General features: G+C 69.1%; 26 protein-coding genes. 6 read left to right on the top strand and 20 right to left on the bottom strand.

Annotation, left to right across the window (positions count from 1 at the left end):
• Window positions 1-32: 32 nt before the first annotated feature.
• Window positions 33-221: a hypothetical protein gene (locus F0L68_RS29290; protein WP_149853066.1), complete on the bottom strand. Its 189-nt coding sequence runs from the start codon at window positions 219-221 to the stop codon at window positions 33-35.
• A gap of 254 nt (window positions 222-475) precedes the next feature.
• On the bottom strand, window positions 476-871 hold the full coding sequence (locus F0L68_RS29285; RefSeq protein ID WP_149853065.1) for a winged helix-turn-helix transcriptional regulator: 396 nt from the start codon (window positions 869-871) through the stop codon (window positions 476-478).
• 82 nt (window positions 872-953) lie between these two features.
• On the opposite strand from F0L68_RS29285, the gene F0L68_RS29280 reads away from it, so the two are divergent.
• Window positions 954-2408: an MFS transporter gene (locus tag F0L68_RS29280; RefSeq protein ID WP_149853064.1), complete on the top strand. Its 1455-nt coding sequence runs from the start codon at window positions 954-956 to the stop codon at window positions 2406-2408.
• A gap of 19 nt (window positions 2409-2427) precedes the next feature.
• Here F0L68_RS29280 and F0L68_RS29275 read toward each other — a convergent pair whose 3' ends face one another.
• The gene (locus F0L68_RS29275) at window positions 2428-3024 is read right to left on the bottom strand and encodes a TetR/AcrR family transcriptional regulator (RefSeq protein WP_223199238.1); all 597 of its coding nucleotides are present in this window, start codon (window positions 3022-3024) and stop codon (window positions 2428-2430) included.
• Window positions 3025-3137: 113 nt separating this feature from the next.
• Between F0L68_RS29275 and F0L68_RS29270 the strand changes: the two genes are divergently transcribed.
• Window positions 3138-4031, top strand: coding sequence for a TIGR03620 family F420-dependent LLM class oxidoreductase (locus F0L68_RS29270; protein WP_188316889.1), 894 nt, complete (start codon window positions 3138-3140; stop codon window positions 4029-4031).
• 62 nt (window positions 4032-4093) lie between these two features.
• Here the strand turns inward: F0L68_RS29270 and F0L68_RS29265 are convergent, their stop codons facing one another.
• On the bottom strand, window positions 4094-5032 hold the full coding sequence (locus tag F0L68_RS29265; protein ID WP_149853062.1) for an alpha/beta fold hydrolase: 939 nt from the start codon (window positions 5030-5032) through the stop codon (window positions 4094-4096).
• 247 nt (window positions 5033-5279) lie between these two features.
• Here F0L68_RS29265 and F0L68_RS29260 point away from each other — a divergent pair, with 247 nt between their 5' ends.
• Window positions 5280-6062 (top strand): ComF family protein, encoded by a 783-nt coding sequence (locus tag F0L68_RS29260; protein WP_149853061.1) that lies wholly within the window; start codon window positions 5280-5282, stop codon window positions 6060-6062.
• 92 nt (window positions 6063-6154) lie between these two features.
• Here the strand turns inward: F0L68_RS29260 and F0L68_RS29255 are convergent, their stop codons facing one another.
• From F0L68_RS29255 to F0L68_RS29235, 5 genes are all read right to left on the bottom strand, one after another.
• Window positions 6155-9046 (bottom strand): vitamin B12-dependent ribonucleotide reductase, encoded by a 2892-nt coding sequence (locus F0L68_RS29255; protein ID WP_149853060.1) that lies wholly within the window; start codon window positions 9044-9046, stop codon window positions 6155-6157.
• Between the two features lie 137 nt (window positions 9047-9183).
• Complete coding sequence (gene nrdR / locus F0L68_RS29250) at window positions 9184-9669, bottom strand: transcriptional regulator NrdR (protein ID WP_149853059.1); 486 nt, start codon at window positions 9667-9669, stop codon at window positions 9184-9186.
• 1222 nt (window positions 9670-10891) lie between these two features.
• Window positions 10892-11185 (bottom strand): hypothetical protein, encoded by a 294-nt coding sequence (locus F0L68_RS29245; protein ID WP_149853058.1) that lies wholly within the window; start codon window positions 11183-11185, stop codon window positions 10892-10894.
• Window positions 11186-11415: 230 nt separating this feature from the next.
• Entirely contained in the window at window positions 11416-11712 is a 297-nt protein-coding gene (locus tag F0L68_RS29240; protein WP_149853057.1) for a putative quinol monooxygenase, read from the bottom strand.
• Window positions 11713-11995: 283 nt separating this feature from the next.
• Complete coding sequence (locus F0L68_RS29235; protein WP_149853056.1) at window positions 11996-12265, bottom strand: hypothetical protein; 270 nt, start codon at window positions 12263-12265, stop codon at window positions 11996-11998.
• A gap of 85 nt (window positions 12266-12350) precedes the next feature.
• On the opposite strand from F0L68_RS29235, the gene F0L68_RS29230 reads away from it, so the two are divergent.
• Window positions 12351-12647 (top strand): hypothetical protein, encoded by a 297-nt coding sequence (locus F0L68_RS29230; RefSeq protein ID WP_149853055.1) that lies wholly within the window; start codon window positions 12351-12353, stop codon window positions 12645-12647.
• Window positions 12648-13138: 491 nt separating this feature from the next.
• Here F0L68_RS29230 and F0L68_RS43770 read toward each other — a convergent pair whose 3' ends face one another.
• Window positions 13139-13594 carry a LysM peptidoglycan-binding domain-containing protein gene (locus F0L68_RS43770; protein WP_223199237.1) on the bottom strand — a complete coding sequence of 152 codons (456 nt, stop codon included), beginning with the start codon at window positions 13592-13594 and terminating at the stop codon, window positions 13139-13141.
• Between the two features lie 222 nt (window positions 13595-13816).
• Here F0L68_RS43770 and lexA point away from each other — a divergent pair, with 222 nt between their 5' ends.
• Window positions 13817-14539 (top strand): transcriptional repressor LexA, encoded by a 723-nt coding sequence (gene lexA / locus F0L68_RS29220; protein ID WP_149853054.1) that lies wholly within the window; start codon window positions 13817-13819, stop codon window positions 14537-14539.
• A gap of 34 nt (window positions 14540-14573) precedes the next feature.
• Here the strand turns inward: lexA and F0L68_RS29215 are convergent, their stop codons facing one another.
• The 7 genes from F0L68_RS29215 to hflX form a co-directional block, all read right to left on the bottom strand.
• Window positions 14574-14945: a hypothetical protein gene (locus F0L68_RS29215; protein ID WP_149853053.1), complete on the bottom strand. Its 372-nt coding sequence runs from the start codon at window positions 14943-14945 to the stop codon at window positions 14574-14576.
• On the bottom strand, window positions 14942-16093 hold the full coding sequence (locus tag F0L68_RS29210) for a hypothetical protein (protein ID WP_149853052.1): 1152 nt from the start codon (window positions 16091-16093) through the stop codon (window positions 14942-14944). Before F0L68_RS29210 ends, F0L68_RS29215 begins: the two co-directional genes overlap by 4 nt.
• Window positions 16090-18357: an amino acid adenylation domain-containing protein gene (locus F0L68_RS29205; protein WP_149853051.1), complete on the bottom strand. Its 2268-nt coding sequence runs from the start codon at window positions 18355-18357 to the stop codon at window positions 16090-16092. The genes F0L68_RS29210 and F0L68_RS29205 overlap by 4 nt, the downstream gene beginning before the upstream one ends.
• Window positions 18354-19112, bottom strand: a complete 759-nt coding sequence (locus tag F0L68_RS29200; protein ID WP_149853050.1) for a nucleotidyl cyclase domain-containing protein — start codon at window positions 19110-19112, stop codon at window positions 18354-18356. The genes F0L68_RS29205 and F0L68_RS29200 overlap by 4 nt, the downstream gene beginning before the upstream one ends.
• Window positions 19113-19246: 134 nt before the next feature.
• On the bottom strand, window positions 19247-19924 hold the full coding sequence (locus F0L68_RS29195; RefSeq protein WP_223199236.1) for a Crp/Fnr family transcriptional regulator: 678 nt from the start codon (window positions 19922-19924) through the stop codon (window positions 19247-19249).
• Between the two features lie 292 nt (window positions 19925-20216).
• Entirely contained in the window at window positions 20217-20471 is a 255-nt protein-coding gene (gene tatA / locus F0L68_RS29190) for a Sec-independent protein translocase subunit TatA (RefSeq protein WP_149853049.1), read from the bottom strand.
• A 74-nt stretch (window positions 20472-20545) separates the two neighbouring features.
• The gene (gene hflX / locus F0L68_RS29185) at window positions 20546-22003 is read right to left on the bottom strand and encodes a GTPase HflX (protein WP_149853048.1); all 1458 of its coding nucleotides are present in this window, start codon (window positions 22001-22003) and stop codon (window positions 20546-20548) included.
• Between the two features lie 193 nt (window positions 22004-22196).
• Here hflX and F0L68_RS29180 point away from each other — a divergent pair, with 193 nt between their 5' ends.
• Complete coding sequence (locus F0L68_RS29180; protein ID WP_149853047.1) at window positions 22197-23474, top strand: MFS transporter; 1278 nt, start codon at window positions 22197-22199, stop codon at window positions 23472-23474.
• Window positions 23475-23507: 33 nt separating this feature from the next.
• Here the strand turns inward: F0L68_RS29180 and dapF are convergent, their stop codons facing one another.
• Genes dapF through F0L68_RS29165 form a run of 3 tightly spaced genes read right to left on the bottom strand, consistent with a single transcriptional unit; the run spans window position 23508 to window position 25981 of the window.
• Window positions 23508-24344 (bottom strand): diaminopimelate epimerase, encoded by an 837-nt coding sequence (gene dapF, locus F0L68_RS29175; RefSeq protein WP_149853046.1) that lies wholly within the window; start codon window positions 24342-24344, stop codon window positions 23508-23510.
• Window positions 24345-24353: 9 nt separating this feature from the next.
• Window positions 24354-25262, bottom strand: coding sequence for a tRNA (adenosine(37)-N6)-dimethylallyltransferase MiaA (gene miaA / locus F0L68_RS29170; RefSeq protein ID WP_149853045.1), 909 nt, complete (start codon window positions 25260-25262; stop codon window positions 24354-24356).
• Complete coding sequence (locus F0L68_RS29165; protein WP_149853044.1) at window positions 25259-25981, bottom strand: class III extradiol dioxygenase subunit B-like domain-containing protein; 723 nt, start codon at window positions 25979-25981, stop codon at window positions 25259-25261. Before F0L68_RS29165 ends, miaA begins: the two co-directional genes overlap by 4 nt.
• Between the last annotated feature and the right edge of the window lie 155 nt (window positions 25982-26136).

Raw genomic sequence — 26136 nt, 5'->3', positions numbered from 1 at the left:
GGACTCCCGTCAGTTCCGTTGGTGTGCTCGGGTCAGCCGCTACGGCGGTTGGAGTACGAGCGGTTGTGCACGACAACACCGCGCGGCTTGCCGATCGGGACCTTGTTGGCGACCGGGATGCTCTTCCCGCCCGCGCGACGCTCCCGCCGGTTGAGCACGACCTCTTCGGTGTTCTCGGGCGTGGTCTCGGACTCGTCGTTGGGTTGCACCTGGTCAGGCATGAGGTCTCCTCTGAAAGAGCGTGCAGAAACATCAACCGAAAAACGGCTGGACTTGCGGAACGGCCGCCCGCAGGCGGCGACGAGGGCGCCCCACCGTGCACAGGACGGCGGGCACTACGCGGCACCAAGGCTCGCGAGTCATCCTCAGAGGACGGAGATCATGACTTGACGTTAGCACGGCCGACGGTCCGCGCGCATGCGATTAACCCGCGGCACGCGGCGCGTCGACTAAGGGGACGCGGTGAGCCGAGCGGTCAGCTCGCGGCCGCGGCGCCGTGTTCCTGGTCGTAGTCGACGCGGGCCTCGGTGATCGAGTGCCGGCTGCGCTCCGCCCACGCGATGAGCGTGGCGAACGACTCGTTCAGGTCGCGGGCGATGTCGGTGAGCGCGTACTCGACCTTCGGCGGGACCGTCGGGTAGACGGTGCGCAGGAGCAGTCCGTCGCGCTCCAGCTTGCGCAGGTTGAGCGTGAGCATGCGGCGGCTGATGCCCTTGACGTGCCGTTCCAGCTCGGTGAAGCGCATCGGGCCTGCCGCGAGGGCCACGACGATGCCGATGCTCCACTTCCCCGAAACGTGATCCAGGACCTCTTCCACTGGACACAGCGGGCCGCTGACCTGGCCTGTCACACAGGTGTGACTCTGGGACATGAAAGTGCCTCCTTCCGGCGACTCCAATGGTCACAGAACATGGCCTCAGTAACAAGAAGTGCCCCTTTGGAGGTCAGAGGCCATGTCCACACCCGCACCCGCGCCCGTCCGGTCGCGCTGGCTCGCGCTCGCCGTGCTGTGCGCGGGGATGCTCATGATCATCCTCGACGGCAGCATCGTGACCGTGGCACTGCCGTCGATCCAGCGCGACCTCGGCTTCACGCCCTCCGGCCTGACCTGGATCGTCAACGCGTACCTGATCGCCTTCGGCGGCCTGCTGTTGCTCGCCGGACGACTCGGTGACCTGATCGGCAGGAAGCGGATGTTCCTGGCCGGGCTCGCCGTCTTCACGCTGGCCTCGCTGCTGTGCGGGCTGGCCGTCGGCCCGGCGACGCTGATCGGCGCGCGGTTCCTCCAGGGCGTAGGCGGGGCGATGGCGTCATCGGTGAGCCTCGGCATGATCGTGGCGCTGTTCACCGACCCGCGCGAGCGGGCGCGCGCCATCGGCGCGTTCAGCTTCGTCGGCGCGTCGGGCGCGGCCATCGGCCAGGTGCTCGGCGGCGTGCTCACCGAGGCCGCGAACTGGCACTGGATCTTCTTCATCAACATCCCGATCGGGCTGGTCGCCGTGCTGCTGGCCACCCGGCAGCTCGCGCCGGAGCGGGGGCTCGGCCTGGCGGCCGGGGCCGACGCGGTCAGCGCCGCACTGGTGACCGCGGGCGTGATGCTCGGCGTCTACACGATCGTCGGGACCGAGGAGCACGGCTGGGGATCGGCGCACACGCTCGGCCTCGGCGCGGTGACGGTCGTGCTGCTGGCCGCGTTCGTGGCGCGGCAGGCCAGGTCGGCCAATCCGCTGCTGCCGTTGCGGGTGCTGCGGTCCCGCAACGTCTGGGGCGCGAACCTGATCCAGGCCATGACGATCGGCGCGATGTTCGGCTTCCAGATCCTGGTGGCGATGTATCTCCAGAAGGTGCTGGGCTACGGCGCCGCCGACACCGGGTTGGCGATGCTGCCGGCCGCGGTCGCGATCGGCACGGTGTCGCTGGCGTTCTCGGCGCGGCTGATCGCGCGCTTCGGGCCGAGGGCGGTGCTGCTGACCGGTCTCGGGCTGTTGCTGGTCGGCCTCGCCCTGCTGACCAGGACGCCGGTGCACGGCGACTACGTCACGAACGTGCTGCCGGTGATGGTGCTGATCGGTGGTGGCGGCCTGGTGCTGCCGTCGCTGGCCGGGCTGGCCATGTCGGGCGCGACACCGAGCGACTCCGGTGTCGCCTCGGGGTTGTTCAACACCACGCAGCAGGTGGGCGCGGCGCTCGGCCTCGCGGTGCTGTCCACGCTGGCGGCCTCGCGCAGCGCCGGACTGGTCGAGGGCGGCGCGGACACCGCGTCGGCGCTGACCGGCGGCTACCACCTGGCGTTCGGTGTCGCGGCCGGGCTGCTGGCCGCCGCCATGCTCGTCGCGGCCTTCGCGCTTCGGCCGAAGACGGCGTCGACCGCTGCGGGGGACGAGATCCCCGTGGCCGCAACGGTGTGACCGCACCTGGCAGCCGTGCTCAGGCCGACGATTCGCGGGGGTGCACCCCGTGTAGTGCCAACGTGAGCAGCCGGTCCGCCTCGACCGCGCCGTCGGGTTCGTCCTCGGCGGCCAGCGCGATGGCGCTGGCCAGCTTGAGCAGGTCGACGATGGCCACCTCGGGACGCACGGCGCGCGCCTTGCGAGCGCGCGACAGGAGTTCACTGCCCGCAGCCGTGATCATCGCGTGGCAGGTCTGCCCGAAGGCGGGATCGCCGGCGCCGGCGCGGGCGCCGAGCAGCAGCGACGCGGCGAGGCCGCGATTGGCCGCCGCGTGCCGGCCGACCGCGCGCAGCCACTCGACCAGCGCCTGCCCGGGATCGAGGGCTGCCGCCAGGTCGCGAGCCGTGTCGCAGAGGGCCTGCACCCGCACGCGGAACACGGCCTCCAGCAGCGCCTGCCTTGACGGGAAGTGCCGATGCAGGGTCGCCGACCCGACGAGGGCCCGCCGCGCGATCTCCTCAAGTGAGGCCTCGGCCCCGTGCTCGGCGACGGCCTCCCCCGCGACGGCGAGGATCCGCTCGTAGTTACGGCGCGCGTCAGCGCGCATCGGCCGCGCGGCAGGACTCTCCGACACCGAACCTCCTTGCCTAACCGGGGTGGCCCTCCGTATGTTACCCGAGACAAACGGAGGACCACCCCACTTCCAGGATCGGGGTGTGCCCTCGACACCTCACCGCAGGAGAAACCGTGCGCACAGCAGGAAAGACCGACCGCCGCCTCCGCCTCGGGAGTACGGGGATCTGGGCAGGCTCCGCCGACAGCCTGCCGGCCGTCGCCCTTCGCCAGGCCGCGGTGGCCGTCGAAGATCTCGGCTACCGGACGCTGTGGTTACAGGAGGCGACCGGACGGGAGGCCATGGCACAGGCCGGGATCCTCCTGTCCGCCACCCGACGGATCGTGCTGGCCACCGGCAGCGCCGACATCTACGCGCGGGACGCGGTGACCACCGCAGCCGCCCAGGGCACGCTCGACGAGGCGTTCCCCGGCCGATTCCTGCTCGGCCTGTGGGGCAGTCACCCCAGCCTCGCCGAGGACGTCAGGGGCCATCGCTTCGGCCCTCCGGTCGAGACCATGCGCGCCTACCTGGACGCGCTGGACACGGCGCCCTTCGGGCCGCCCGCCGCGACGGCCTCGCCGCACCGGGTGCTCTCGGCACTGGACCCCGCGATGCTCGCGCTGGCCGGGGAACGCGCGTGGGGCGCTCACGTGCTCGGCATGCCGGTCGAGCACACCCGCACCGCGCGGGCCGTGCTCGGGCCGGACGCGCTGCTGACCGTCACCCAGTTCTGCGTGCTGCACCCGAACCGCGCGCAGGCCGCCGAGCTGGCCAGGTCGGTGGCCACCGCCGCACTGCCCAACCGCCACGGCCTGCTCCGCGATCTCGGCTACGCCGACGCCATCGACGACCGGCTCGTCGCGGCACTCGTCGCCGCAGGCTCCGCCGCCGACGTCGCCGAGCGCGTCGAGGAACACCGCGCCGCCGGCGCCGACCACGTCAGCCTGCACGTCGTCACCGCGACGCCGAGCGCGCCGCCCATCGAGCAGTGGCGGGACCTCGCCGCCCACCTCCCGCTCGACTGACCCGGAAGGTGACCGAGGCGACCTCGGAACGACCCGGGGCGGTCGAGGCCGCCGCCGTCCGGTCAGGTGCTGTGCAGGAACAGTTGCAGCAGCGCGAGCAACGTCTCCGGGGTGTCCTCGGACGGGAAGTGGCCTGCGTCGGCGAGTTCGATGACCGGCGCGTCGGGGAACGCGGCCCGGAACGCAGGAATCACGTGGCGCGGCAACAGGGCGGTGTCGCGCATTCCCTCGGCGAGCATCGCCGGTTTGGCCAGGATTGCCGCAGCCGCAACGGGATCCGGCGCCGCGGCCGGCGGCGCGTCCGGGTCCGGCGCGACCAACTGCTGCGGAAACCTGATCACACCACGGCATTCGGCGCGTCCGGTGAAGTGGGCGGAGTAGGCGCGGACCCACGTCGGAGTGACGATCTGCGGGCGGGCGACGGTCTGCAACGCGAGCATCAGGTGGGTAACCGTGCTGCCCGCGTTGCCGAGCACCTCCTCGAGCGAGCCGTCCTGTTGGGCGGCCCGCGCCCACCGAAACCACGCGCTGTCAACGAAGTTGGCCACCATCAGCTCGCCGTAACCGGGCTGACCGAGCGGGAGGACCGTGTTCGTAGCGAAGACACGGGCGATCCGGCCGGGATGGCGCAGCGCGAACTCGGCGCCGATCGGTCCGCCCCAGTCGTGCAGCACCAGCGTGATCTGTTTCAGGTCAAGCACATCCACCAGCAACGACTCCAGGTTGCGGACGTGCTCGCCGAGCAGATAGCTGGACCCATCTGGGGTGGCGCTCTTGCCGAACCCCATGTGGTCGGGCACGACGACCCGGTGCGTCCGCGACAGCGGGCCGATCAGGTGTCGCCACAGGTAGCCCCAGGTCGGCTCGCCGTGCAGGAGCACCACCGGATCGGACTGACCGCGCGGACCCTCGTCGACGTAGTGCTGCCGGAAACCGGCCGCTTCCGTGTAGTTGGCCCGAAACGGCCAGGTGCCGTCGAAGGTCTCCTCAGCGGGAATCATCGCGCCCTGCCTCCCCATGCGAACCGGCCGACTCGTCCGAGGAAACGCTAGACATCGTTCACCACCGCCGGCCGCCGACGCAGGAGGAATCCATGCGTCCGTGCGGCCCAACCGCGCGGTGCGGCGCGATCGTCGTGTGGTCGAACGTTCCCGAACCCGTCCGCCTGTGCCAGGCTGACACTTGATCACCTGCATCTGGGGGCTTCGCTTGACCTCATCACCGCACTACCGGCCGGATTCTCGGGCCATGCACCTCGACGCCTGGCGGCGCGTGCCCTCGGGCTCGCACTGGTTCATCGAGTTCCGCGGCGTTCCGGAGACCGCCGACCACATCATCGGCGCGTTTCCACGGGCGAAGAACGTCGGCACAGTCGGTCACGACGCCAAGTGGCCCTATCGAATCCGCCTGGACTTCAACCCGGACAGCTCTCTTGACGAGTTCCTGGACTTCCTGAAGGAAGTGCTCGTCATCCGGATCGAACGGCAGGATCTCCTCGACGCCGCGATCGCGTTGGACTTCTACAATCAGCCGGCCGCAGGCGATTCGGCCAAGGTGGAGCACACCGCGACGGCGAACCTGATCAGACTGGTCAAGAAGTACGAGCAGGCGAGCCCGGCCGAGATCGACCGTGCGGGCCTGACGCTGTGCGAGTCGCTGAGCGACGCCATACTCCGACACGAGTGGCTCAGTCAGGCCACCCGGATCCTTCCCGTCCCCGGTCACGCGCGTGACAAGCCGTCTGTCGCCGTCCTGCTCGGTGCGCTGCTGACCCACGAACTCGGCATTCCCCGGACCGAGGTCGGCTGCCTGAGAGCGGAGCGGAAGCAGGCCAAGAACATGACCGATGACGAACGCGCCGCGCTGCTCAACGAGTTCGTCATCAAGGAGGACCTGACCGGCCGGACGGTTCTCGTCCTGGATGACGTCTACCGCACCGGCTTCACGATGGCCGGGGTCGCCAGCGCGGCACGACGAGCCGGCGCCACCACCGTGCTCGGCCTGGTCGCCGCCAGGACCCTCCGACGCTGAGTCGTCGACACGCGCGAAATGGGTGCCCGACCCAGGAGAAAGCCTGACGGGGTGTCTGCGCCATCGGCAGACACCCCGTCAGGATTCTGAGATCAGCTACAACCGGAGGTCGAGCCGCAGCCCTCGCAGACGTAGCACGAGCCGGCCGGGCGCATCTTCGTGCCGCAGGTGAAGCACAGCGGCGCGTCGGCGGCCTTGCCGAGCTGCAACTCGATCAGCTCGGTCGAGCTGCCCGCCTTGCGGAGGTCGTCCTTCTTGCTGCTCTCCACGGCCTCACGCGCCGGGGTGGTCGCGTCGACCGTGGTGCGCAGATCCTCGAGGTCGACGTCGACCGTGGCGGACGGCGGCGTGCCGTAGTCGCCGCCGCTCACCGCCGCGGTGCGCTCCTCGGCGGTGAAGATGCCGAGACCGGCCCGCTTGTCGTAGGGCAGGTAGTCCAGCGCCAGCCTGCGGAACAGGTAGTCCAGCACGCTCGTGGCGATCCGCACGTCCGGGTCGTCGGTCATGCCGGCCGGCTCGAACCGCAGGTTCTGGAACTTCGACACGTAGAACTCCAGCGGAATTCCGTACTGGAGACCCACCGAGATGGACATCGAGAACGCGTCCATGACGCCGGCCAGCGTCGAACCCTGCTTGCCCAGCTTGACGAAGATCTCGCCGAGGCCGTCGTCCGGGTAGGAACCCGCGTGCAGGTAACCCTCGGCGCCGCCGACCGTGAACGACACGGTCTGGCTCGGGCGCTTCTTGGGCAGGCGCTTGCGCACCGGGCGGTACTCGACGACCGTCTCGGCCTTCGCCTCGGCGGCCTTGCCGTTGTTCGCGCCCTTGCCCGCCGACAGCGGCTGGCCGACCTTGCAGTTGTCGCGGTAGATCGCGAGCGCCTTCAGGCCCAGCTTCCAGCCCTGGAAGTAGATCTGCTCGACCTCTTCGACGGTCGCCGTCTCCGGCATGTTGACCGTCTTGGAGATCGCGCCGGAGATGAACGGCTGGATCGCCGCCATCATACGCACGTGGCCCATGGGCGCGATCGAGCGCTCGCCCATCGCGCAGTCGAACACCTCGTAGTGCTCGCGCTTGAGGCCGGGCGCGTCGACGACGTGACCGTGCTCGCCGATGAACTCGACGATCGCCTCGACCTGCTCGGCCTGGTAGCCGAGCGCCTCGAGCGCCCTGGGCACCGTCTGGTTGACGATCTGCATCGAGCCGCCGCCGACCAGCTTCTTGAACTTCACCAGCGCCAGGTCAGGCTCGACGCCGGTGGTGTCGCAGTCCATCATCAGGCCGATGGTCCCGGTCGGCGCGAGCACACTGGCCTGCGCGTTGCGCCAGCCGTTGCGGGCACCGATCTCCAGGCCCTTGCGCCAGGCCTCGGTGGCCAGCTTCTGCACCACGCGGTCGTTGGCGTGGTGGGTCCTGATCAGGTCGTTGGCCGCGGCGTGCTTGCGGATGACCCGCTGGTGCGCGTCCGCGTTGCGGGCGTAGCCCTCGTACGCGCCGACGACGCCGGCCAGCTCGGCCGAGCGACGGTAGGCGACACCGGTCATCAGCGAGGTGATGGACGCGGCGAGCGCCCGGCCGCCCTCGGAGTCGTACGCGTGGCCGGTCGCCATCAGCAGCGCGCCCAGGTTGGCGTAGCCGATGCCGAGCTGACGGAACTTCCGCGTGGTGTCGCCGATCGGCTCCGTCGGGAAGTCCGCGAAGCAGATGGAGATGTCCATCGCGGTGATGACCACCTCGACCGACTTGGCGAACAGCTCCGCGTCGAAGGTGCCGTCCTGGCGCAGGAACTTCATCAGGTTCAGCGACGCGAGGTTGCAGCTGGAGTTGTCCAGGTGCAGGTACTCGCTGCACGGGTTGGACGCGGTGATCCGGCCCGACTCCGGGCAGGTGTGCCAGTCGTTGATCGTGTCGTCGTACTGCACACCCGGGTCGGCGCAGTCCCAGGCCGCCTTGGACAGCTTGCGGAACAGGCCCTTGGCGTCGATCCGCTCGATCACCTCGCCGGTGGTCCGCGACCGCAGCCCGAACTCGCCGCCGGCCTCGACGGAGTGCATGAACTCGTCGGACACGCGCACCGAGTTGTTCGCGTTCTGGTACTGGACCGAGGCGATGTCCTTGCCGCCGAGGTCCATGTCGAAGCCGCCGTCGCGCAGGACGCGGATCTTCTCCTCCTCGCGCGCCTTGGTCTCGATGAACTCCTCGACGTCGGGGTGGTCCACGTCGAGGACGACCATCTTGGCCGCGCGCCGGGTGGCGCCACCGGACTTGATGGTGCCGGCGGAGGCGTCCGCGCCGCGCATGAACGACACCGGGCCGGACGCGGTGCCGCCGGAGGACAGCAGCTCCTTGGAGGACCGGATCCTGGAGAGGTTCAGGCCGGCGCCGGAGCCGCCCTTGAAGATCAGCCCCTCCTCGCGGTACCAGTTGAGGATCGACTCCATGGTGTCGTCGACCGCGAGGATGAAGCACGCGCTGACCTGCTGCGGGGAGCTGGTGCCGACGTTGAACCAGACCGGCGAGTTGAAGCTGAACACCTGGTGCAGCAGCATCCAGGTCAGCTCGTGCTCGAAGATCTCGGCGTCGGCGTCCGTGCCGAAGTAGCCGTGCTTGATGCCGGCCTCGGTGTAGGTCTTCACCACGCGGTCGATGAGCTGGCGCAGGCTGCGCTCACGCCGGTCGGTGCCGACGGCACCACGGAAGTACTTGCTGGTCACGATGTTGACGGCGTTCACGGACCAGAAGTCGGGGAACTCGACGCCGCGCTGCTCGAAGTTGACCGAGCCGTCGCGCCAGTTGGTCATCACGACATCGCGATGTTCCCAGGTCACCTCGTCGTAGGGGTGCATGCCCTCGGTGGTGTAGACCCGCCGCACGCCAAGCCCAGCCTTGGCCTTGTCGGCCGCATTCTTCTCCGCAGCCCTGCCGTTGCGGGCTGCCGACTTCCCCGTGCTGCCTGCGGCAGGCGTCCCGACGGTCTCCGTCATGACCGGTACCTCTCCTAGTTGCTCGCTCGTGCTGGCACGGCCCCGTCCGGGCTCCCCGTCCGATGCGGTCCGGCCGACCTGAATACCTGGATGTCGTGCATGCGCCCCGGCGGTCCCTGATCCCGCCGGGCGCTGGTTCACTGGCCGGATGCGCCCGGTTCGGGTCTGGACTCGACCACTCTCACGGTGCGCAGATCGGCGATCTCCTTCTCGAAGTCCTCTACCGAGGTGAAGGAGCGGTACACGCTCGCGAAGCGCAGATAGGCGACCTCGTCGAGCTCGCGAAGCGGGCCGAGGATCGCCAGCCCCACCTCGTGACTGGGGATCTCGGCGCACCCGGTGGTTCGGATCGACTCCTCGACGCGGTGCGCGAGCAGCTGGAAGGCGTCCTCGTCGACCGGACGCCCCTGGCAGGCCCGGCGAACGCCGCGCACGACCTTGTCCCGGCTGAACGGCTCGGTGACGCCGGAGCGCTTCACCACGGCGAGCACGGCCTCCTCGACGGTCGTGAACCGCCGGCTGCACTTGGAGCAGGACCGCCGACGCCGAATGACCTGGCCCTCGTCGACTTCGCGGGAATCCACCACGCGGGAATCCGAATGCCGGCAAAACGGACAACGCACCCTGCTCACCCCTTCCCAGCGCAGCATCGTTTCCGTCAGCCACACGAGGCGGGGCTGGGGATCAGCCTGTGGATGACACGTGGACAACTCGCCACGCCTCAAACCCAACCTGTGGACTAACTACAGCGATGTAACCACTAGATGTAGGGGTAGAAGGTATGTCTCGAACGAGCGGGACGCAAGCTGACACGGCGCGTCGCGGGCAGGAATCCCCGATGGTGCGCGACACACCGGCCGGAGCTGGCCGTACGACCGGATGGAGCAGGACCCGCGCGGCGCCCCGGCGCATTCACTCACGGGAGGATCGGGGCCGCCACATGGACGGACGGTGACGTCGCGACCACGAACGGGTGTTGTTGACGCCGTCGTTGGCTGCTGCACCGTTGGCCGTCGTCGTTCGCTGCTGTCGTTCGCTGCTGTCGTTCGGCGCTGTCGTTGACCAAGGTCGGCGGTCAAGGTCGGGAGCCAAGGTCGTTGGCCAAGGTCGTCGGCCAAGGTCGGGGCCAAGGTCAGGGGCGAGCCGGGGGACGAGGTCGACCGGGTTTGCGCATGGTCGGGTTTGCGCATGTCAGGGGGTGCGCTGCTTGGCTAACCGTGCGCCTGAGTTATCCACAACATGCCCAGTCATCCACAGCCAGCCACGTTTCGCGGCGCGCCTCGATGATCGTCACTACGCTGGCCAAGGGCACGGCCCCCTGAGGTGCGGCGGGGTTTCTTCACTGGAAGGGGCTTCCCCGCTGAGCAGAGGTTCTTCACTGGAGGGTGAGGTTTCCCGCTGAGGCCTTTCCCCGCTGGGGTGTTTCGCCGCTGGGATGTTTCCCCGCCTGGCACGTTTCCCCGCCTGGGACGTTTCGCCGCCTGGCACGTTTCGCCGCTCGGGCGTTTCCCCGCTGAGGTGTTTCCCCTCGGACACACGCACTATTCACACGGCCCACGGGTTTGATGATCACATCAGCCTCGTGGGCCGCGTGAGTATAGCGAACTTGCAGATCAACCACGCGGTACAACTCCGCGAGGCGTTCATCCTTCGCACTGGAGAGCGCAGCTCCCACATCACCCAGCGAATCGACCATCGCGAACACCTCAGCGTCCGTGAGTGCGTTCGGTGTGTGACTGCCCTCCAACTCGGCTCGCGCGGCGGCTCGAACCGCCTGCGCCTCATTCACCGCCTCGACCAACGCCGTCGGATCGATTCCCGCCTTGATCGCCTCCTGAAAGCGACTCAACTGCGCTTCCGTCTTCGTGAGGCGCTGCCGCGCCGCTTCTCGTCCGTCCGGCGGAGGGTTCGTGCCGGCCTGCGACACAAGTGCGGCAACAGTGACACAAGTGCGGCAACAGTTCGGTCGAGGTTCTTCGGCGCGAACAGCTCGCCGAGCCAACCGTCGACCGCGTCCTGAATCACGTCCTCACGCAGATAGACCGCAGGCGGGTGTGACGCCAATGCAAGCGAGCCGGGGGCCAGTGTCCGGGCCGGACAGCGGTAGTACGTGCCGTGCGCACGCGGACTGGCCTCCATCTTGCGTCCGCACGCAGTGCACCGGATGCGACCACGAAACAGGTACGTCCGTTTCGTGGGCCGCTCGGCTCGCTCGGACTTCCTAGCCGCTCGCGAAGGAAGATCACGCGATCTCTAACCAGCAGCATCCCTCATTGATGCAACCCAGGGATCTCGCCGAATCGGCGGGTCCCGCGACGGGGCGTGGAACCGCCCCGAAGCCAGTCCACACTCCGTCGCCTTGTCGCCTTCTATTGCGCGCTGCTCACCGGAGTGCTCGGGTGCACCTCGCGTTCGATGTGCGGCATGATCTCCGGGAGGTAGATCTTCTGGATGGCGTCGCCGGAGTCGTGAGTCTCCCAGTGGGCGCGGCTCGCCCATCGCTCGACGAGGACGAAGCGGCCCGGGTCGTCCTGCGACTGGTATGCCTCCCAACTGACACAGCCGTCCTCGTCGAGACACAGGGGGCGCATCCGGGCCAGGGCGTCGGCCACCGGGGCGATGCTGGCGGACTCGGAGACCCGGACGATGACGATGAGGTCGAACATCACTCCTCCTTGGAGTGGAGGGAGCTGGCCTGGAACAGGGAGGTCTGGATGTTCTGGTCCAGCAGCGTGCCGAAGGAGAACAGGACGTGGGGGCGGGGCTCGGTCACTGCGGGCGTGGCCTTTCGCTCAGGATGATCAACCCACCCTATCGGCCCCATGGATCTGTCCGCCGTGCCCCCTGAACAGGAACGTCGCTCTGATCAGCTGTTATCGGTGGACTTCGAGGTTTGCCGTTGATCGCTGGGGGTATGAGCTGCTTGGCGGCCTGGTCGAGCCCGACGAATCACCGGCCTAAGCTGCGGCTCATGAAGCGGAAGACGAGAGCGGTTGGCGGCCGGCCGGAAACTCCACGCACCTGATCGGCTTCCAGCCGCTCCCCGGCATGGTCGACGCACCGGTCGATGTCTATCTGTAGCGCGACGCAGTACAGATAGGTATGGCCACCGACACGGAAGAAGTTGGTCGCATCGAATGGGTTGACCTCGACCGCGTTCGTCAGCTCGTACAGGCTGGTGAACTGCTCGGCTCCGGCACTCTTGTTGCGGTGTTGCACTATCGATGCACTACCATCCTTGATGCAGCGTCGATATCAGCGCTCAAAAGCGAGACATTGAGATCGCGACAGTGGGGGTTGCGCCATGAGTTGGAAACCGCCTCAAGTTATCGATGGCGCAACGGTCGAGATGTATGCGTCCACGGCAGAAACGCAAGCAACAGGGGCCACTCGTCATTCGTGGATTGCAGACCCTGCAATGGAGGTTTCGTACCTAGTGCTTGCGAGGTACGGAAGTGAGTCCGACACCTATCTATTCTACTGTGATGAGAGCTGGCAAGTCCTGTCGGATACCATGCATCCGACAGTCGATGAAGCAATAGAGCAGGCTAACTTTGAATTCACCGGAGTTCAGTTCGTGCCGCTCAAGTCGATCGAATAGTCCAGTCTGGCCGTGGCAGTGGTGGCTCACGATCTTGGCCACCGCTCCGTTCTACGCTATCGAGTTTGATCCCGTTCTCGCGGCGCCTCACAAGCCGATGATTACCGAGACTCAGTGGATTTCCTCGAATGTGGAGCTACTGCGTGAGCTTGGCGCTGAGACATATCTGCGTAACCTGTTGTCGATCCTCAAGGGGAATCTCCCACGGTAGGCGTCCGATCCCGAAGTCGTCCCGCTGCTGCGCCGTGGGCGTTCATGCAGGTCGTGAGCCTGTACTGCCTATCCCGCCGTGCCGTCCTCAACTTGGCGCGGCGGGACAGGCAGGACGGGAAGTCGACTGCTCTGTCAATTTCCTTTGGAAAGGTAAGGACGAGTGAATAGTGTGCAAAAATGGCCACTGAGGTGTTCCCCCACTGGGGTGTTTCGCCGCTGGAGCGGTGACGCCTCTCCGCTGGACGACGCGATGTCGGCAGCGTCGACTTACGGCGGGTCTAGCGGCCGCTCGGCACGGTGAGCGACTGGCCCGGGTAGACCGAGGTGCCGCCGAGGCCGTTGAGCTGCTTGATGCGCTCGACCACGGCCGACGGCTCGCTGCCCGGCGCCATCCGCTGCGCCACGTCCCACAGCGTTTCGCCGGCGTGCACCTGCACCGTCGCGGTCCGGTCGGGCACCGCGCCGGCACCGTCGACCCCGGTGCCGTAGAGCAGCCCCAGGCAGACGACCGCCAGCGCGATGAGCACGCCGATGCCGACGAGCTGGAGCAGCGGGTGCCGCGCCTGACGGACCAGCGGACCCGGGGCGGGCGGCACGCTCGCCGGCCGCGGGCGGCCGACCGGCGTGGGTTGACCGGCCTCGGGGGCGATCGGAGCACCTGGTCGAAGCAGCTCCTCGACCTCGGCTCGCTCGACGCGCCGAAAACCCGATCCGGTGCCGATGAGAACCGTCATGACGCCTCCCGCCGCAGGTCACCACGTCCGATGACGTGATGATCGAACAGACGTTCGATCGAACGTCCGAGCGAATGTGTACCACCTCGCACCGACAAAATCGAGATTTGCGGGCGTGTCCTTCGAACAGGTGTTTGATCTGGGCGCGCGGTCGGACTATTTTTGATGTTGAAGATCGACCGGCAGCCGGACTCGGAACGGGACCGGTGAGGAGGCAGCGCAGTGACACGCAGGAGCACCGGTAACCACGAGACGGCCGAGGACACGGGCGTAGGCGCCGAGGTCCGCGCGTTCCCCGACCCGGCCGAGTCGGCGGAGAACACGAGCCTGACCCAGCGTCAGCGCAGAGTGCTCGAGGTCATCCGGGACTGGGTGGAGCGGTTCGGCTATCCGCCGAGCCTGCGCGAGATCGGCGAGGCCGTCGGCCTGACCTCGACCTCCTCGGTCGCGCACCAGCTGCGGGCCCTCGAACGCAAGGGCTACCTGCGCCGCGACCCGAACCGGCCAAGAGCCGTCGGGGTGCTGCCGCCCGAGCCGGAGACCCCCGCGCTCGGCACCACGCTGCGGCCGGAGGCCGCCTACGTGCCGTTGGTCGGCCGGATCGCGGCCGGCGGGCCGATCCTGGCCGAGCAGGCCATCGAGGACGTCTTTCCGCTGCCCAAGGAGATCGTCGGCGAGGGCTCGCTGTTCCTGCTCAAGGTCGTCGGCGACTCGATGGTCGACGCGGCGATCACCGACGGCGACTGGGTCGTCGTGCGGCAGCAGCCGACCGCAGAGAACGGCGACGTGGTGGCGGCCATGATCGACGGCGAGGCCACCGTGAAGACGCTCAAGCGCCGGGACGACCACGTGTGGCTGATGCCGCACAACCCCGCCTACGAGCCCATTCTCGGCGACGAGGCCAGCATCCTCGGCCGCGTGGTCGCCGTCCTCCGCAGGCTCTAGTCTCCCAGACCGTCGGCGAGCTGGAGACCTGCCGCTACAGCCAGCATAGGATGCGGCCCGTCGACAGCCCGCTCGCCAGGACGGCGACCAGCACGGGGTGTACGGAGGTGCCGGCCCTGGCGGCCGTGCGGCAGAGCCGGTCGAGCGCCGTGCACAGGACGGAGGCGAGCCAGCCGAGTGCGAATCCATACTCGTAGGCCAGTCTTGGCGGTCGCCCTGCCGTCCTGCGCGCGGCGGCGCTCACCCAGTACTCGGGCAGCAACAGGCAGGCGGTCAGGAAGTCGATCGCGTCCTGCAACGGCCTGGTGACCGTCCGTACGGCCCACGGCAGCACGATCCGGACGGCGAGGCAGGCCGCTGCCGTGACGACCGCGACGATCAGCAGGTCGCGCAGCACTCCGGTCACGACGGAGCCGGCCCGGCTGGTGTGCCGCCGTTGTCCGAGGGAACTGGACCGATTGCCGGCTTGCTCGTCGGGCCGTGGATCACCCGCGCAGTCGAGTCCTTCAGCCACTGCAGCGCCTCTTTGACCTGATCGTCCACCTCCCACCGCTCGATGGCGCCCGAACCGAGGAGCCTCGCAACGAAGTCGACCGTGACGCTCCGGTTGGTGTCGCGCTCGTCCTTGAGCATCTGGATCACCGCACGGACGTCTTCCGGGTTGTTGGCATTCTGTGCGAGCTGGAACGCGAACTGCTCCACGTCGCCGGAGGCGATGATCGCGCTGTACGCGGCAACTCGCCGCTCGATCCGGAACACCTCGTTCCGCTCTCTCAACACCAACCGTTCGTGGTTCAACGCATCTAGCACGGTTTCGCGGCGGACGCCGATCTCGGCGCTAGCGTGCTGTACGGTCGGATCGTCCATCCTCAGACGCAGGAAGAACCTGACCCACAGACCGAACTCAGCCCCGAGTGAACCGTCGGCCAACTCCCGGTTGGCCTTGTCCTCGGCGGACTTCGCCTGGTGGATGTCGAAACCTCGGGTGATGGTGCGCAGTCGCTGGAACAGCACGGGTGCCAGCGCCTCCCGGACATCGGATATGCCGTCCTTCACGATCTTGGACGGGTCGTCCACTCGCCATTGCACGTCGATCTCCGCGTGGAAGGGGAACGCGTCGCCTGCGCTCGGCAGGTCGCCGTCGATCCGGATCTGGTGCATTCCCATGTCCACCTCGTATGCGGCTCGGATCCCCTTCCAGAGCAGCTCACCCATGGTCGGCGGATTGTCGGGTCTGAAGACCACGTGTCCACTTCGGAGGGTGGCGAACACGAGCGCGACCCGAGCCCTGACCATCGGCTTCTGGCGCAGGAACTCGAAGCGACGAACCTGGCGCTCGGTCAGAATGGGGTTGAACGCAGGCGGCGGTGCGACGGCCTCAGCCACGGCCACGGCCACGGGCGCGGGCGGTGGCACAGGTGCCGGCGCGGAGGCCACGTTGATCGACACCGCTGGAGGGGGCCCGACGGCTGAGGGCTGAGCCAGGTTGACGGAGACGGGGGCGGCGACAGGAAATCCTGCCGGCGCCGCCTGGGTTTCCGGTTGTTCAGTCACGATGCCTGCTCCTGGTACGGGTTGCCGTCGATGGCCATCTCCAGGCGTGCCGCGACTTCCTCGCGCAGCGGCTCGGCCCAGTGCCGTCTGATCCGATTGACGATGTGATGTAGGCGCTGCCGGTCCCCGGCGTTCTCGACCAGGTTCGACAGAAATCGGCACAGCGCGTCGAGACACTCAGGGTCCCGCTCCCCGACGCGGGTCCAGTCGCCCAGGACGTCCTCGATGCCGCCGCTACCCGAACTCCGCAGGGCGCTCATGAGCAGACTCGCGATCGGCCGCGTGGTTGTCGAGTCTTGATCTTGCAGGGCCAGCAGCACTGGCCAGTGTCTCCGCCGGCTGGGCAGTGTCAGGCGTTCGCGGTCTGCCGCAGCCGCGAAGGTCCCGTTGTTCCACAAGTGGTAGACGTAGAGCTGACACAGCTCCAGAATCGTGCCGTGCACAAGTTCGCGGAGGCTGCGCCTGCCGGCGTTCTCCCACGCCAGCAGGTGATCCAGCACGGTACCCGCAGCACCGAAGCAGAACAGTCGCGCCAGGCTCCGACGGCATTGCCAGACGAGTAACAGGTGGCGCTCCGGCGAGCTGATGCGATCGAGCTCCCAGGTGCTGCCAAGGATTCTGAGTTCCTCCAGCGTGGTGTCTGGCGACTCCAGCCCAAGCTCGTAGCCGAGAGTGCCTGCGACAGTTCGACGCTTGGCCTCGGAACCATGACGGCGCCACGCGCGGAGCAGTTCTAGGATGACCGGTCGCACGCGGTCATCCCGAGCAGCCTGATCCAGCATCAACGCGGCGATCCTCGGCTGTCCTTTTGCCTTCTTCTTCCCCAGCGCCGATGCCTCGTGCTCGATCAACGTGTTGAGCGCGTAGGGGAAGTCCAGCGAACACAACAGGCCTGCGGCGAGCGCGACGCGCATCCAGACCATGAGGCTTGGATGCCGGCTCTGTTGCCTGATCCACCTGATCAGTGGTTCGCGCATGTTGTGGTGACTCAGCCAGACGTGTGCGAGCACGGCCTGAGGAAACCGATCGTCGGCGAACTCGATCATCTCTACCGGCATCGAGGCCTCACCGACGCTCACGCCGCCGTCGACGATCCTGGCGCGAGACGCCAGCAGGCCGCCGTCCGCATCGTCGGCGGACAGGGTCCGACCCGGCGTTCGTCGCGGCGAAATGGTCTTCATCAGCTCCTCGCCGAGCGACTCACCGGCTTCCCTGACGAGGTGCACAGGTGAGTTGTTGAGGAAAGCCAGGGCAATCCGAAAACCAGCCAGCCGCAGTGCCCGATCCGCCGACGCCCCTCGGCCGACCTCCCGCAGGCCCGAGAACCACACCGACACCTGCCGAGGCACGGACTGGGCGCACCCGTCCCGAACGTCCTCAAGGGTGATCGATCCCCTGCCGTAGTCGACCAGGAGGCCGGCGAGCCGGATCAGTTCCCTCGGCACCGGCGCCGGGCCGAGCGCGGCCTTGACGTCTGGAGCGGCGGCCAGGTCCAGCAGTCGCTCAGCCAGTCCGTCGTCCTCCTCGTCGCGAACCGCCGCTCGGACATGCCTGGCCAGCAGTGTGTCGGGTTCCGGCGGCGGGCAGTCGACGGCATAGCCGCCGAGGAGTTCCCGCTGCGAACCGTCGGCGCTGAGCAGCACGCAAAAGCTGTCGCGGCGGCGGAGCAGATCGCTCAGCCGGTCGAGGTGTTTCTCGGCCAATGCCGGCGCGGCGTCGGTGTCCGCGAGTTCGGCGAGGTAGCCGTGCTCCCGCTCGAAGTCCTTCTCCTGCACCGACTTGAGGTCCTCGTCGGAATCCAGCCTGGACACCTTCCCCGCAGCCGACCAGTCGAGCAGGTGGAGTGCCGTGGTCGCTCGTCCGCTCTCCGGCAGCCCACAGAGGACCACCAGCCGGCGCTCAGCCAACGTCTCGCGCATCCGGTCGTACCCGGCGACCGGGGCATAGCGTTCCCTAATCCACTCAAGGACCTCGGCCCGGACAGGTCCGGGCAACAGCGGCAGGCCGCGTCCCGCGAAGACGTTGAACTGGTCCCCCACCACCGTGTCCCGCCAGTGACCTTCATGAATACTGACGGCGGGATCCAGGTTCTGTCTGACCTGCTGGTAGATCTTCTGTTCGTCCGGCTCTGGGGGTTTCGTCGTCCCGCTGTCCAGTACCCCCGAGGTCGACTTCTCTGTGGTCGGGTTCGACTCGCCGCCGCCTTCAGCCGTGGTGGACGGCAAGGACGGTCCGGTCGAGCCTGTTGCATCGTCTCCGCTCACCGAGCCGTCCCGTCCTCGACATGGTGATGGACCGTGCCCACCACGAGGTCGCCGAACGTGCCGTGCTCGATCATGGTTGTCGGCCCGTTGACCGTGACGACCCTGGAGCCGCCAGCCGCGGCCTGGCCTTCCCCTGCTCCCCGTGTCGCTCGCGATGCGCTCCGGGGTGCCGGCGGAGTCGAGTGTCCCGGCACATACACCCAGGCACAGGTGTCGGTTTCCTTCACCGTGACCCGCACTTCGCCGTAACAGTGAGGATCGATGAACCTGCCGCCGTGCCGCACCACCGACTGGTATAGGCGGTCGGAGACGATCACCGCGAGGTCGGCTGCGTGTGCAGCGTCGAGAACGCCTCGTGCCGCGTCGGAGTCGCAGAGGCGACAGGCCAGTTCCACGTCAGCGCCGGCCACTCCGTGCCCGTCCTCGTGCACCTGGCCGCAGTGCAGGCCGAGCCGCACGCGAACCCGCTGCTGGTCGCCCGACCGGCGGTTCGACTCGCGCAGGACCTCCCGCGCGGTTTCGACCCAGGTCCCCATCATGCGCGACTCGGGAACCGTAGGCGACACCAGCGCCAACACGCCGTCACCCCGGTCCTCGATCCGACGATCGGCCGGGTCGACGCCGGCCGCGTCGAAGGCCTGACCGACCACCGCGTACACGACCTGACGCAGCGCCAGCTTCTCGTGGTCCGTCCTGCTCGCGGAACCCTGCACGTCCAGGCTGAGAATGAAATGATGCTTGGCTTCGCTGTCCATCTGACCTCACATGAGTGGCAATGTGGAGATCAGGATTGTCAGTGGTTCGGTGGGCCGCAGTATCCGTTTACACACCGGGCGCGATCCGTTGCTAGGCCGTTGACCGCAGCCTCGTTCGGCAGAAGGGCGCGGGCTCAATCACCAGCCAGCACATCGAGCAGGTCCGGATGGAGGATGAGCACCCGCCTGGCATGGGTGTGCACGATGCCGCGCTCGCGCAGCACCCGAAGAGCCTTCGCCATCGCCTCGCGGGTCGACCCGATCGATGCCGCGAGGTCGTACTGGGCAAGGGGCAGGTCGACGAGCGTGCCTTGTGGCGTGGGCGTACCGACGTGCTCGACCAATTCCAGGAGCAGCCGGGCGAGCCGTTGCAGGACCGTGGAGGAAGCCAGTGCCCTCCGGTCCAGATCCGACTCCCGAAGTCGATGGCTGAAGTGGGACATCAGCGCCGCGGAAGTGGCCGGGTGGGTGTCGAGGAAGCTTCGGAACCGATCACCGGGCATCAGGATCGTGCGCAGCGGACTGAGCGCCGACACCGTTGTGCTGCGCGGCTGCCCGTCGATGGCGGAGAGTTCGCCCACGATGTCGCCGGGTCCGCGAATGGCGAAGATCATCCGTCGGCCCCGTTGGGTGGTGGTCAGCACCACCGCCCAGCCGTCCAGGATCGCCAAGGCGAACGTCGTGCGGTCGCCCTCCAGGATCGGGCTCTGTCCGGCGACGTAGTTGCGTGGCGTACCAACTCGCAGCAAGGCCTCTCGATCTCTCGCCGGCAAGCTGTGCATGACGGGAATTTTGTTTCCGAAGAGGCCCACGAGAGCACTCCTCCCCCGGGAGTCCGTCTGTCATCCATGTGGCAAGGCGTGACGCCAGGCTACGGCTTGTTACCGGAGCAGACCTCTGTCATTGCCGAGAGCGATGCGACGAAATCGCGGAGGGCGGAAGGCACTCGCCGAACCGAACGGCGGCTTGACCACCAGGTACGAGAGTGGCAGCTAGATGAGCACGACGGGGGTGCCGCAGGCAGGCGAAAGCCCGGCGGCACCTCAGGTGCCGCAGGCAGGCGAAAGCCCGGCGGCACCTCAGGTGCCGCCGGGCTTCGCGCGTTCAGTGCCCGGGTGCCGCCGTCGGCGGTTGCGTCGTGGCGGACGCCTGCGGGGCGGACGATTGCGGGGCGACGGAGGCAGCGGTGTCCTCGGTCGGCGCGACGGCGGGCTTGGTGTCGTCGGCCCGCATCTCGGCCCTGAAGATCCGCATCGACTGCCCGATACCTCGGGCCGCGTCGGGCAGCTTCTTGGCGCCGAACAGCACGACGAACACCAGGGCAACGATCGCCCAGTGCACCCAACTCAACTCGCCCATGGGCACCTCCTACCGAACCACCGGCGCTGCTGCTCCGCTCACCTCACAGTATCCGCCGTGGACGGGCGTCCGGTTCAGGCCGGGCTGCCGTTCGCCGCGAACTGCTCCAGCGCACCGGCCAGGTCGGGGTGGACCCTGGCGCTGAGCTGCGTGCCGGCCTCGGTGTGCCGCTCGGCGAGCACCTCGCCCTCGCGGTGCACCCTGGCCACCAGTTCGCCCCTGGTGTAGGGCACCAGCGCCTCCACCATGACGTCTGGGCTGGGCAGCAGCTCGGCGATGCGCTCGCGCAGCTCGGTGATGCCCTGGCCGGTGCGCGCGGAGACGAACATGGCGCCGGGGAACAGGTGCCGCAGCCTGGCCATCGCCAGATCGCCGACGGCGTCCACCTTGTTCACCACCAGCAGCTCCTGCGGCATAGGGGTGTCCCGCTCCTCGGTGATCTCACCGAGCACCTGACGCACCGCCGAGACCTGCCCCTCGGGCATCGGGTCGGAGCCGTCCACGATGTGCAGCAGCAGGTCGGCCTCGCCGACCTCCTCCAGCGTGGACCGGAACGCCTCGACCAGCTGGTGCGGCAGGTGCCGCACGAAGCCGACGGTGTCGGTCAGCGTGTAGGGCAGGCCGTCCGGGGTCTCGCTGCGCCGCGTGGTCGGATCCAGCGTCGCGAACAGCGCGTCCTCCACCAGCACTCCTGCACCGGTGATGGCGTTGAGCAGGCTGGACTTGCCGGCGTTGGTGTAGCCGGCGATGGCGACGCTCGGCACCTCGTTGGCCAGCCTGCGCACCCGCTTGGTCTGGCGCACGGTGCCCATGCCGGCAATCTCGCGCCGCAGCTTCGCGATCTTCGCGCGAATCCGCCGCCGGTCGGTCTCCAGCTTGGTCTCACCGGGGCCGCGCAGACCCACGCCGCCGTTGCCGCCGCCGGCACGACCACCGGCCTGCCGGGACAGCGACTCGCCCCAACCACGCAGGCGGGGCATCAGGTACTGGAGCTGGGCCAGCTCGACCTGCGCCTTGCCCTCACGCGAGCGAGCGTGCTGGGCGAAGATGTCCAGGATCAGCGCGGTCCGGTCGATCACCTTGACCTTGAGCCGCTCCTCCAGCTGACGCAGCTGGCCGGGCGACAGCTCGCCGTCGCAGATCACGGTGTCCGCGCCGGTCGACGCGACGACGTCGCGAAGCTCGGTGACCTTGCCGGAACCGATGTAGGTGGCCGGGTCCGGCCGGTCGCGGCGCTGCACCAGGCCGTCGAGCACCTCGGAGCCAGCCGTCTCGGCCAGCCGTGCCAGCTCGGCGAGCGAGGCCTCGGACTGCTGTGCGCTGCCCTCGGTCCAGACGCCGACCAGCACGACGCGCTCGAGGCGCAGCTGCCGGTACTCGACCTCGGTGACGTCGTCGAGCTCGGTCGAGAGTCCCGCGACGCGGCGCAACGCGGCGCGGTCGGCGAGCTCCAGCTCACCGGTGGAGAACAGTAGGTCGTTCTCCGTGGCCAGGTCAGCGGCCTTGTCGGGGTTGAACGTGTACTCGGTCATATGCCTCCATGTTCCCACGCCTCGGGGCGGGCGCCGAACGGTTTATCCGCCGGGCACACGGCCGGACACACCGCCCTGCGTTAGGTCAAACGACCGGCGGGCCGCGCCTGTTCCGCGTCCGGCGGGACTACCCGGTCGGGTGATATGGCGGTTCGGCTGCGCCTGACCCGAGCGCTCGTCGATGCTTTCCGCCATGTCAGGAGAATCCCTGTGGCGGCATCGCGACTTCCGGCAGCTGTGGACCGGCGACACGATCAGCCAGTTCGGCACCATGGTCGGCAACACCGCCATCCCGTTGTTGGCCGTCGGCGTGCTGGCCGCGACCCCGTTCCAGATGGGGCTGCTGACGGCGGCCGAGACCGCCGCGTTCCTGCTGATCGGGCTGCCGGCGGGCGCCTGGGTCGACCGCATGCGTCGGCGTCCGCTGATGCTGCGGGCCGACTTCGCCAGGGCGGCGCTGCTGCTCAGCGTGCCCGTCGCGTGGTGGGCCGGGGTGCTCGGCCTGGCCCAGCTCATCGCGGTGGCGCTGCTGACCGGCGTGTGCACTGTGTTCTTCGACGTGGCCTACCAGTCCTACCTGCCCTCGCTGGTCGGCCGCGACCAGCTGATGGACGGCAACGCCAAGCTCCAGGCCAGCCAGACGGTCGCCCAGGTGTCCGCGCCTGCCGTCGCGGGCGGGCTGGTGCAGGCCGTCGGGGCGGCCAGCGCGGTGCTCGCCACCGGCCTCGGCTACCTGTCGTCGGCGCTGTTCCTGTTGCGGATCAGGGCGCAGGAGCCCGCGCCGGAGCGTCGCGCCGCGCGGAACCTGCGCGCCGAGATCGCCGAGGGGCTGCGCTTCGTGGTCGGCAACCCGCTGCTGCGGGCGATCGCGGCCTGCACGGGCAGCACGAACTTCTTCCTGAGCATGCAGCAGTCCCTGCTCGTGCTGTTCCTGGCCAGGGACCTCGGGCTGTCGGCGGGCGAGATCGGCGGCGTGTTCGCGGTGTCCAGCCTCGGCGGCGTGGCCGGCGCGCTCACCAGCGGCTGGTGGAGCAGGACGTTCGGGCAGGCCAGGGTGATCTGGCTGGTCGGGCTGGTCACCCTGCCGTTGGGGCTGCTCATCCCGCTCGCCGGACGCGGCTGGCTGGTCGTCCTCGCCGTGCTCGGCAGCGCCTCGGCCGGCTACGGCGCGGTGGTCTACAACGTGGCGCAGGTCAGCTTCCGCCAGGCCATCTGCCCCGACCGGCTGCTCGGCAGGATGAACGCGAGCATCCGGTTCCTGGTCTGGGGCACGATGCCGCTCGGCGGCCTGCTCGGTGGCCTGCTCGGCGGGTGGATCGGGGTGCGCGAGACGCTGTGGGTGTCCGCCGTCGGCACCGCGGCCGCGATCAGCTGGGTCCTCTTCTCGCCGCTGCGGCACATGCGCGACCTGCCGAAGTCCACCGAGGAGACCGCTCAGACCGCGGAGACCGAGGAGCCTGCGGCGGGCTGACGCCGGGTCGCCCTCGGCGGTTCGCGCCGAGAGTCAGGCCGCCGCCCACCAGGCGAGGTCGAGTTCGCCCCTGGCGACCAGCTCGGCGGGGCCGGTCAGCGTGCTGACCCGGTCGCCGACGACCACGGTGACCTGCCCGCCGGGCACGTGCACCTCGGCGCGGCCGGTGTCGCGGCCGGTGAGGTGCAGCCAGGCGGCGGTCACCGCGACCGTGCCGGTGCCGCAGGACCGGGTCTCGCCGACCCCGCGCTCGTGCACCCGCATCCGCAGCGAGCCCTCGCCGAGCACGTTGACGAACTCCACGTTCACGTCGTGCGGGAACACCACCGGGTCGTGGCCCGGCGGCACCGAGAGGTCCAGCCGCTCGACGGCGGTCTCGGTGAGGCACACCAGGTGCGGGTTGCCGACGTCGACGGCGACCCCGTCGAACTCGGTGCCGCCCACGGTCGCGGTGGACCTGGCGAACACCGTGGCCGGGCCCATGTGCACGGTGACCGAGCCGTCCGCGTGCGCGACGACCGGCCGTTCGCCTGCCCTGGTGCCGACGACCAGCTCACCCGGCTCGGCGAGGCCCGCGTCGACCAGGTACCTGGCGAACACGCGCACGCCGTTGCCGCACATCTCGGCGATGGAACCGTCGGCGTTGCGGTAGTCCATGAACCACAGGTCGGGGTCGATGCCGGCGGGCGCGTCGGGCACCTTGCCGGTGCGCACGGCCCGCAGCACGCCGTCCGCGCCGAGCCCCCTGCTCCGGTCGCACAGGGCGCGCACCCTGGTGTCGGTCAGGTCGAGGACGCCGTCGGGGTCGGGCAGCACCACGAAGTCGTTCTGCGTGCCGTGCCCCTTGACGAACTCGAGTCCCGTTCCCATGCGACCAGGCTACGTCGCCAGGTGTGCCAGCACCGCGTCGGTCAACCCGTCGCCGGCGCCGTCGAACCAGGTGATCCGCCGGTCCCTGCGGAACCAGGACCGCTGCCTGCGGACGAACCGCCTGGTGGCGCGGGCCGTCTCCGTCGCGGCCGTGGCCAGGTCGATCTCGCCGTCCAGCGCGCTGAGCACCTGCTGGTAGCCGAGCGCCCGCGGGGCCGTGCGGCCCTCGCGCAGCCCGCGCGCCGCCAGCTCGCGCACCTCGTCGACGAGCCCGGCCGCGAACATCCGCTCGACGCGCAGGTCGACCCGGGTGTCCAGCTCGGCCGCGTCCCGGTCGACGCCGACGAGCACCGTGTCGTACCGCGCGGGCCCCGGCTTGGGCAGCGTGGCCGAGAACGGCTGGCCGGTCAGCTCGATGACCTCCAGGGCGCGCACGACCCTGCGGCCGTTGCTCGGCAGGATCGCGATGGCCGCCGCGGGGTCCAGCTCGAGCAGCCGCCCGTGCAGCGCGTCCGCGCCGAAGACCGCCAGCTCGTGCTCAAGCCGCGCACGGATCTCCGGATCGGTTCCGGGGAACCGCAGGTCGTCGAGCACGGCCTGCACGTACAGGCCGGAGCCGCCGACCAGCACCGGCGTACGTCCCTCGGCGAGCAGCGCCTCGATCACGGCGCGGGCCTCGCGCTGGTAGGCGGCGACGGAGGCGGTCTCGGTCACGTCCAGCACGTCGAGCAGGTGGTGCGGCACGCCGAGCCGCTCCGCCTCGGTCATCTTGGCGGTGCCGATGTCCATGCCCCGGTAGAGCTGCATGGCGTCGGCGTTGACCACCTCGCCGCCCAGCCGCCTGGCCAGCTCGACGCCGAGGTCGGACTTGCCGGTCGCGGTCGGCCCCACGACGGCGACGGGCCCGCGCGGGTTCACGCCGGCTCCCAGACGGCGACGTGGTAGCCGACGCCGAAGGGGGCGAGGAACTCGGCGCGGGTGGCGTGCCAGTCGCCGGTGCTCAGCGCGGCCCCGGCGAACACCTGCCAGGCCGCGCGGCCCACCGCGCCCAGCTCGGCGGCCAGGTCGCCGTCCAGGGTCAGCAGTGCCTTGGGGTCGGCGGCGGCCAGCGCCTCGGCGACGGTCCCGTCGAAGGCCTCGGCGCGGTCGTCGGGACGCCTCGGCGCGCGCTCGGTGTGCCGGTTGGAGCCGTCGCCGAGCACGAGCAGGCCGACCGGGCGGTCGCCGGCCGCCTCGGCTGCGATGCGTTCGCCGACCGCGACGCAGTCCGCGACCGACAGCGACGGCGCGACGAGTTCGACGGTCACCCGGTTGGCGCCGACCCTGCCGCGCAGCCAGCCGGCGACCAGCGCCGGCAGCGGCATCGTGGAGTCCGCCTCGCCGTCGCTCTGGTCGGCGCTCAGCGACACGGGCACGTCGACGCCGTAGCCGAGGAACGTGCCGCGCGCGGCGGGACCGAGCCGGACCGGACCGGCCGGGTCGGCGCCGATCGCTATCCATTCGGTCGCCGCCCCGGCGAGCGCACCGGCCGCGACCAGGCACGCAGCGCGTATCGGTTCGGTTTCGGCGGCGGCTCCGACCACGAGTTCGGGCACCAACAGCGGCGGGTTGGGCACCACGACAGCCCGCGTGATCACGTCGACATCACGCCGACTGACGTTACCCAACGCCCGGAAGCACCGATGCGGAGTACCGAGTCTCGGCCTGACCTGTTTGAATGCGCGCGGGGGTAATGGGGTCCATCAGCGACCGCAGTACCCGATTGCTGGGCCCCGCTGCGGCGGGGCGCCCG

Origin of the sequence: Solihabitans fulvus, from assembly GCF_008386585.1 — a bacterium.
Lineage (GTDB): Bacteria > Actinomycetota > Actinomycetes > Mycobacteriales > Pseudonocardiaceae > Solihabitans > Solihabitans fulvus.
Note: the sequence above shows the minus strand (reverse complement) of the source record. Positions and strands in the feature narration are given on the sequence as shown.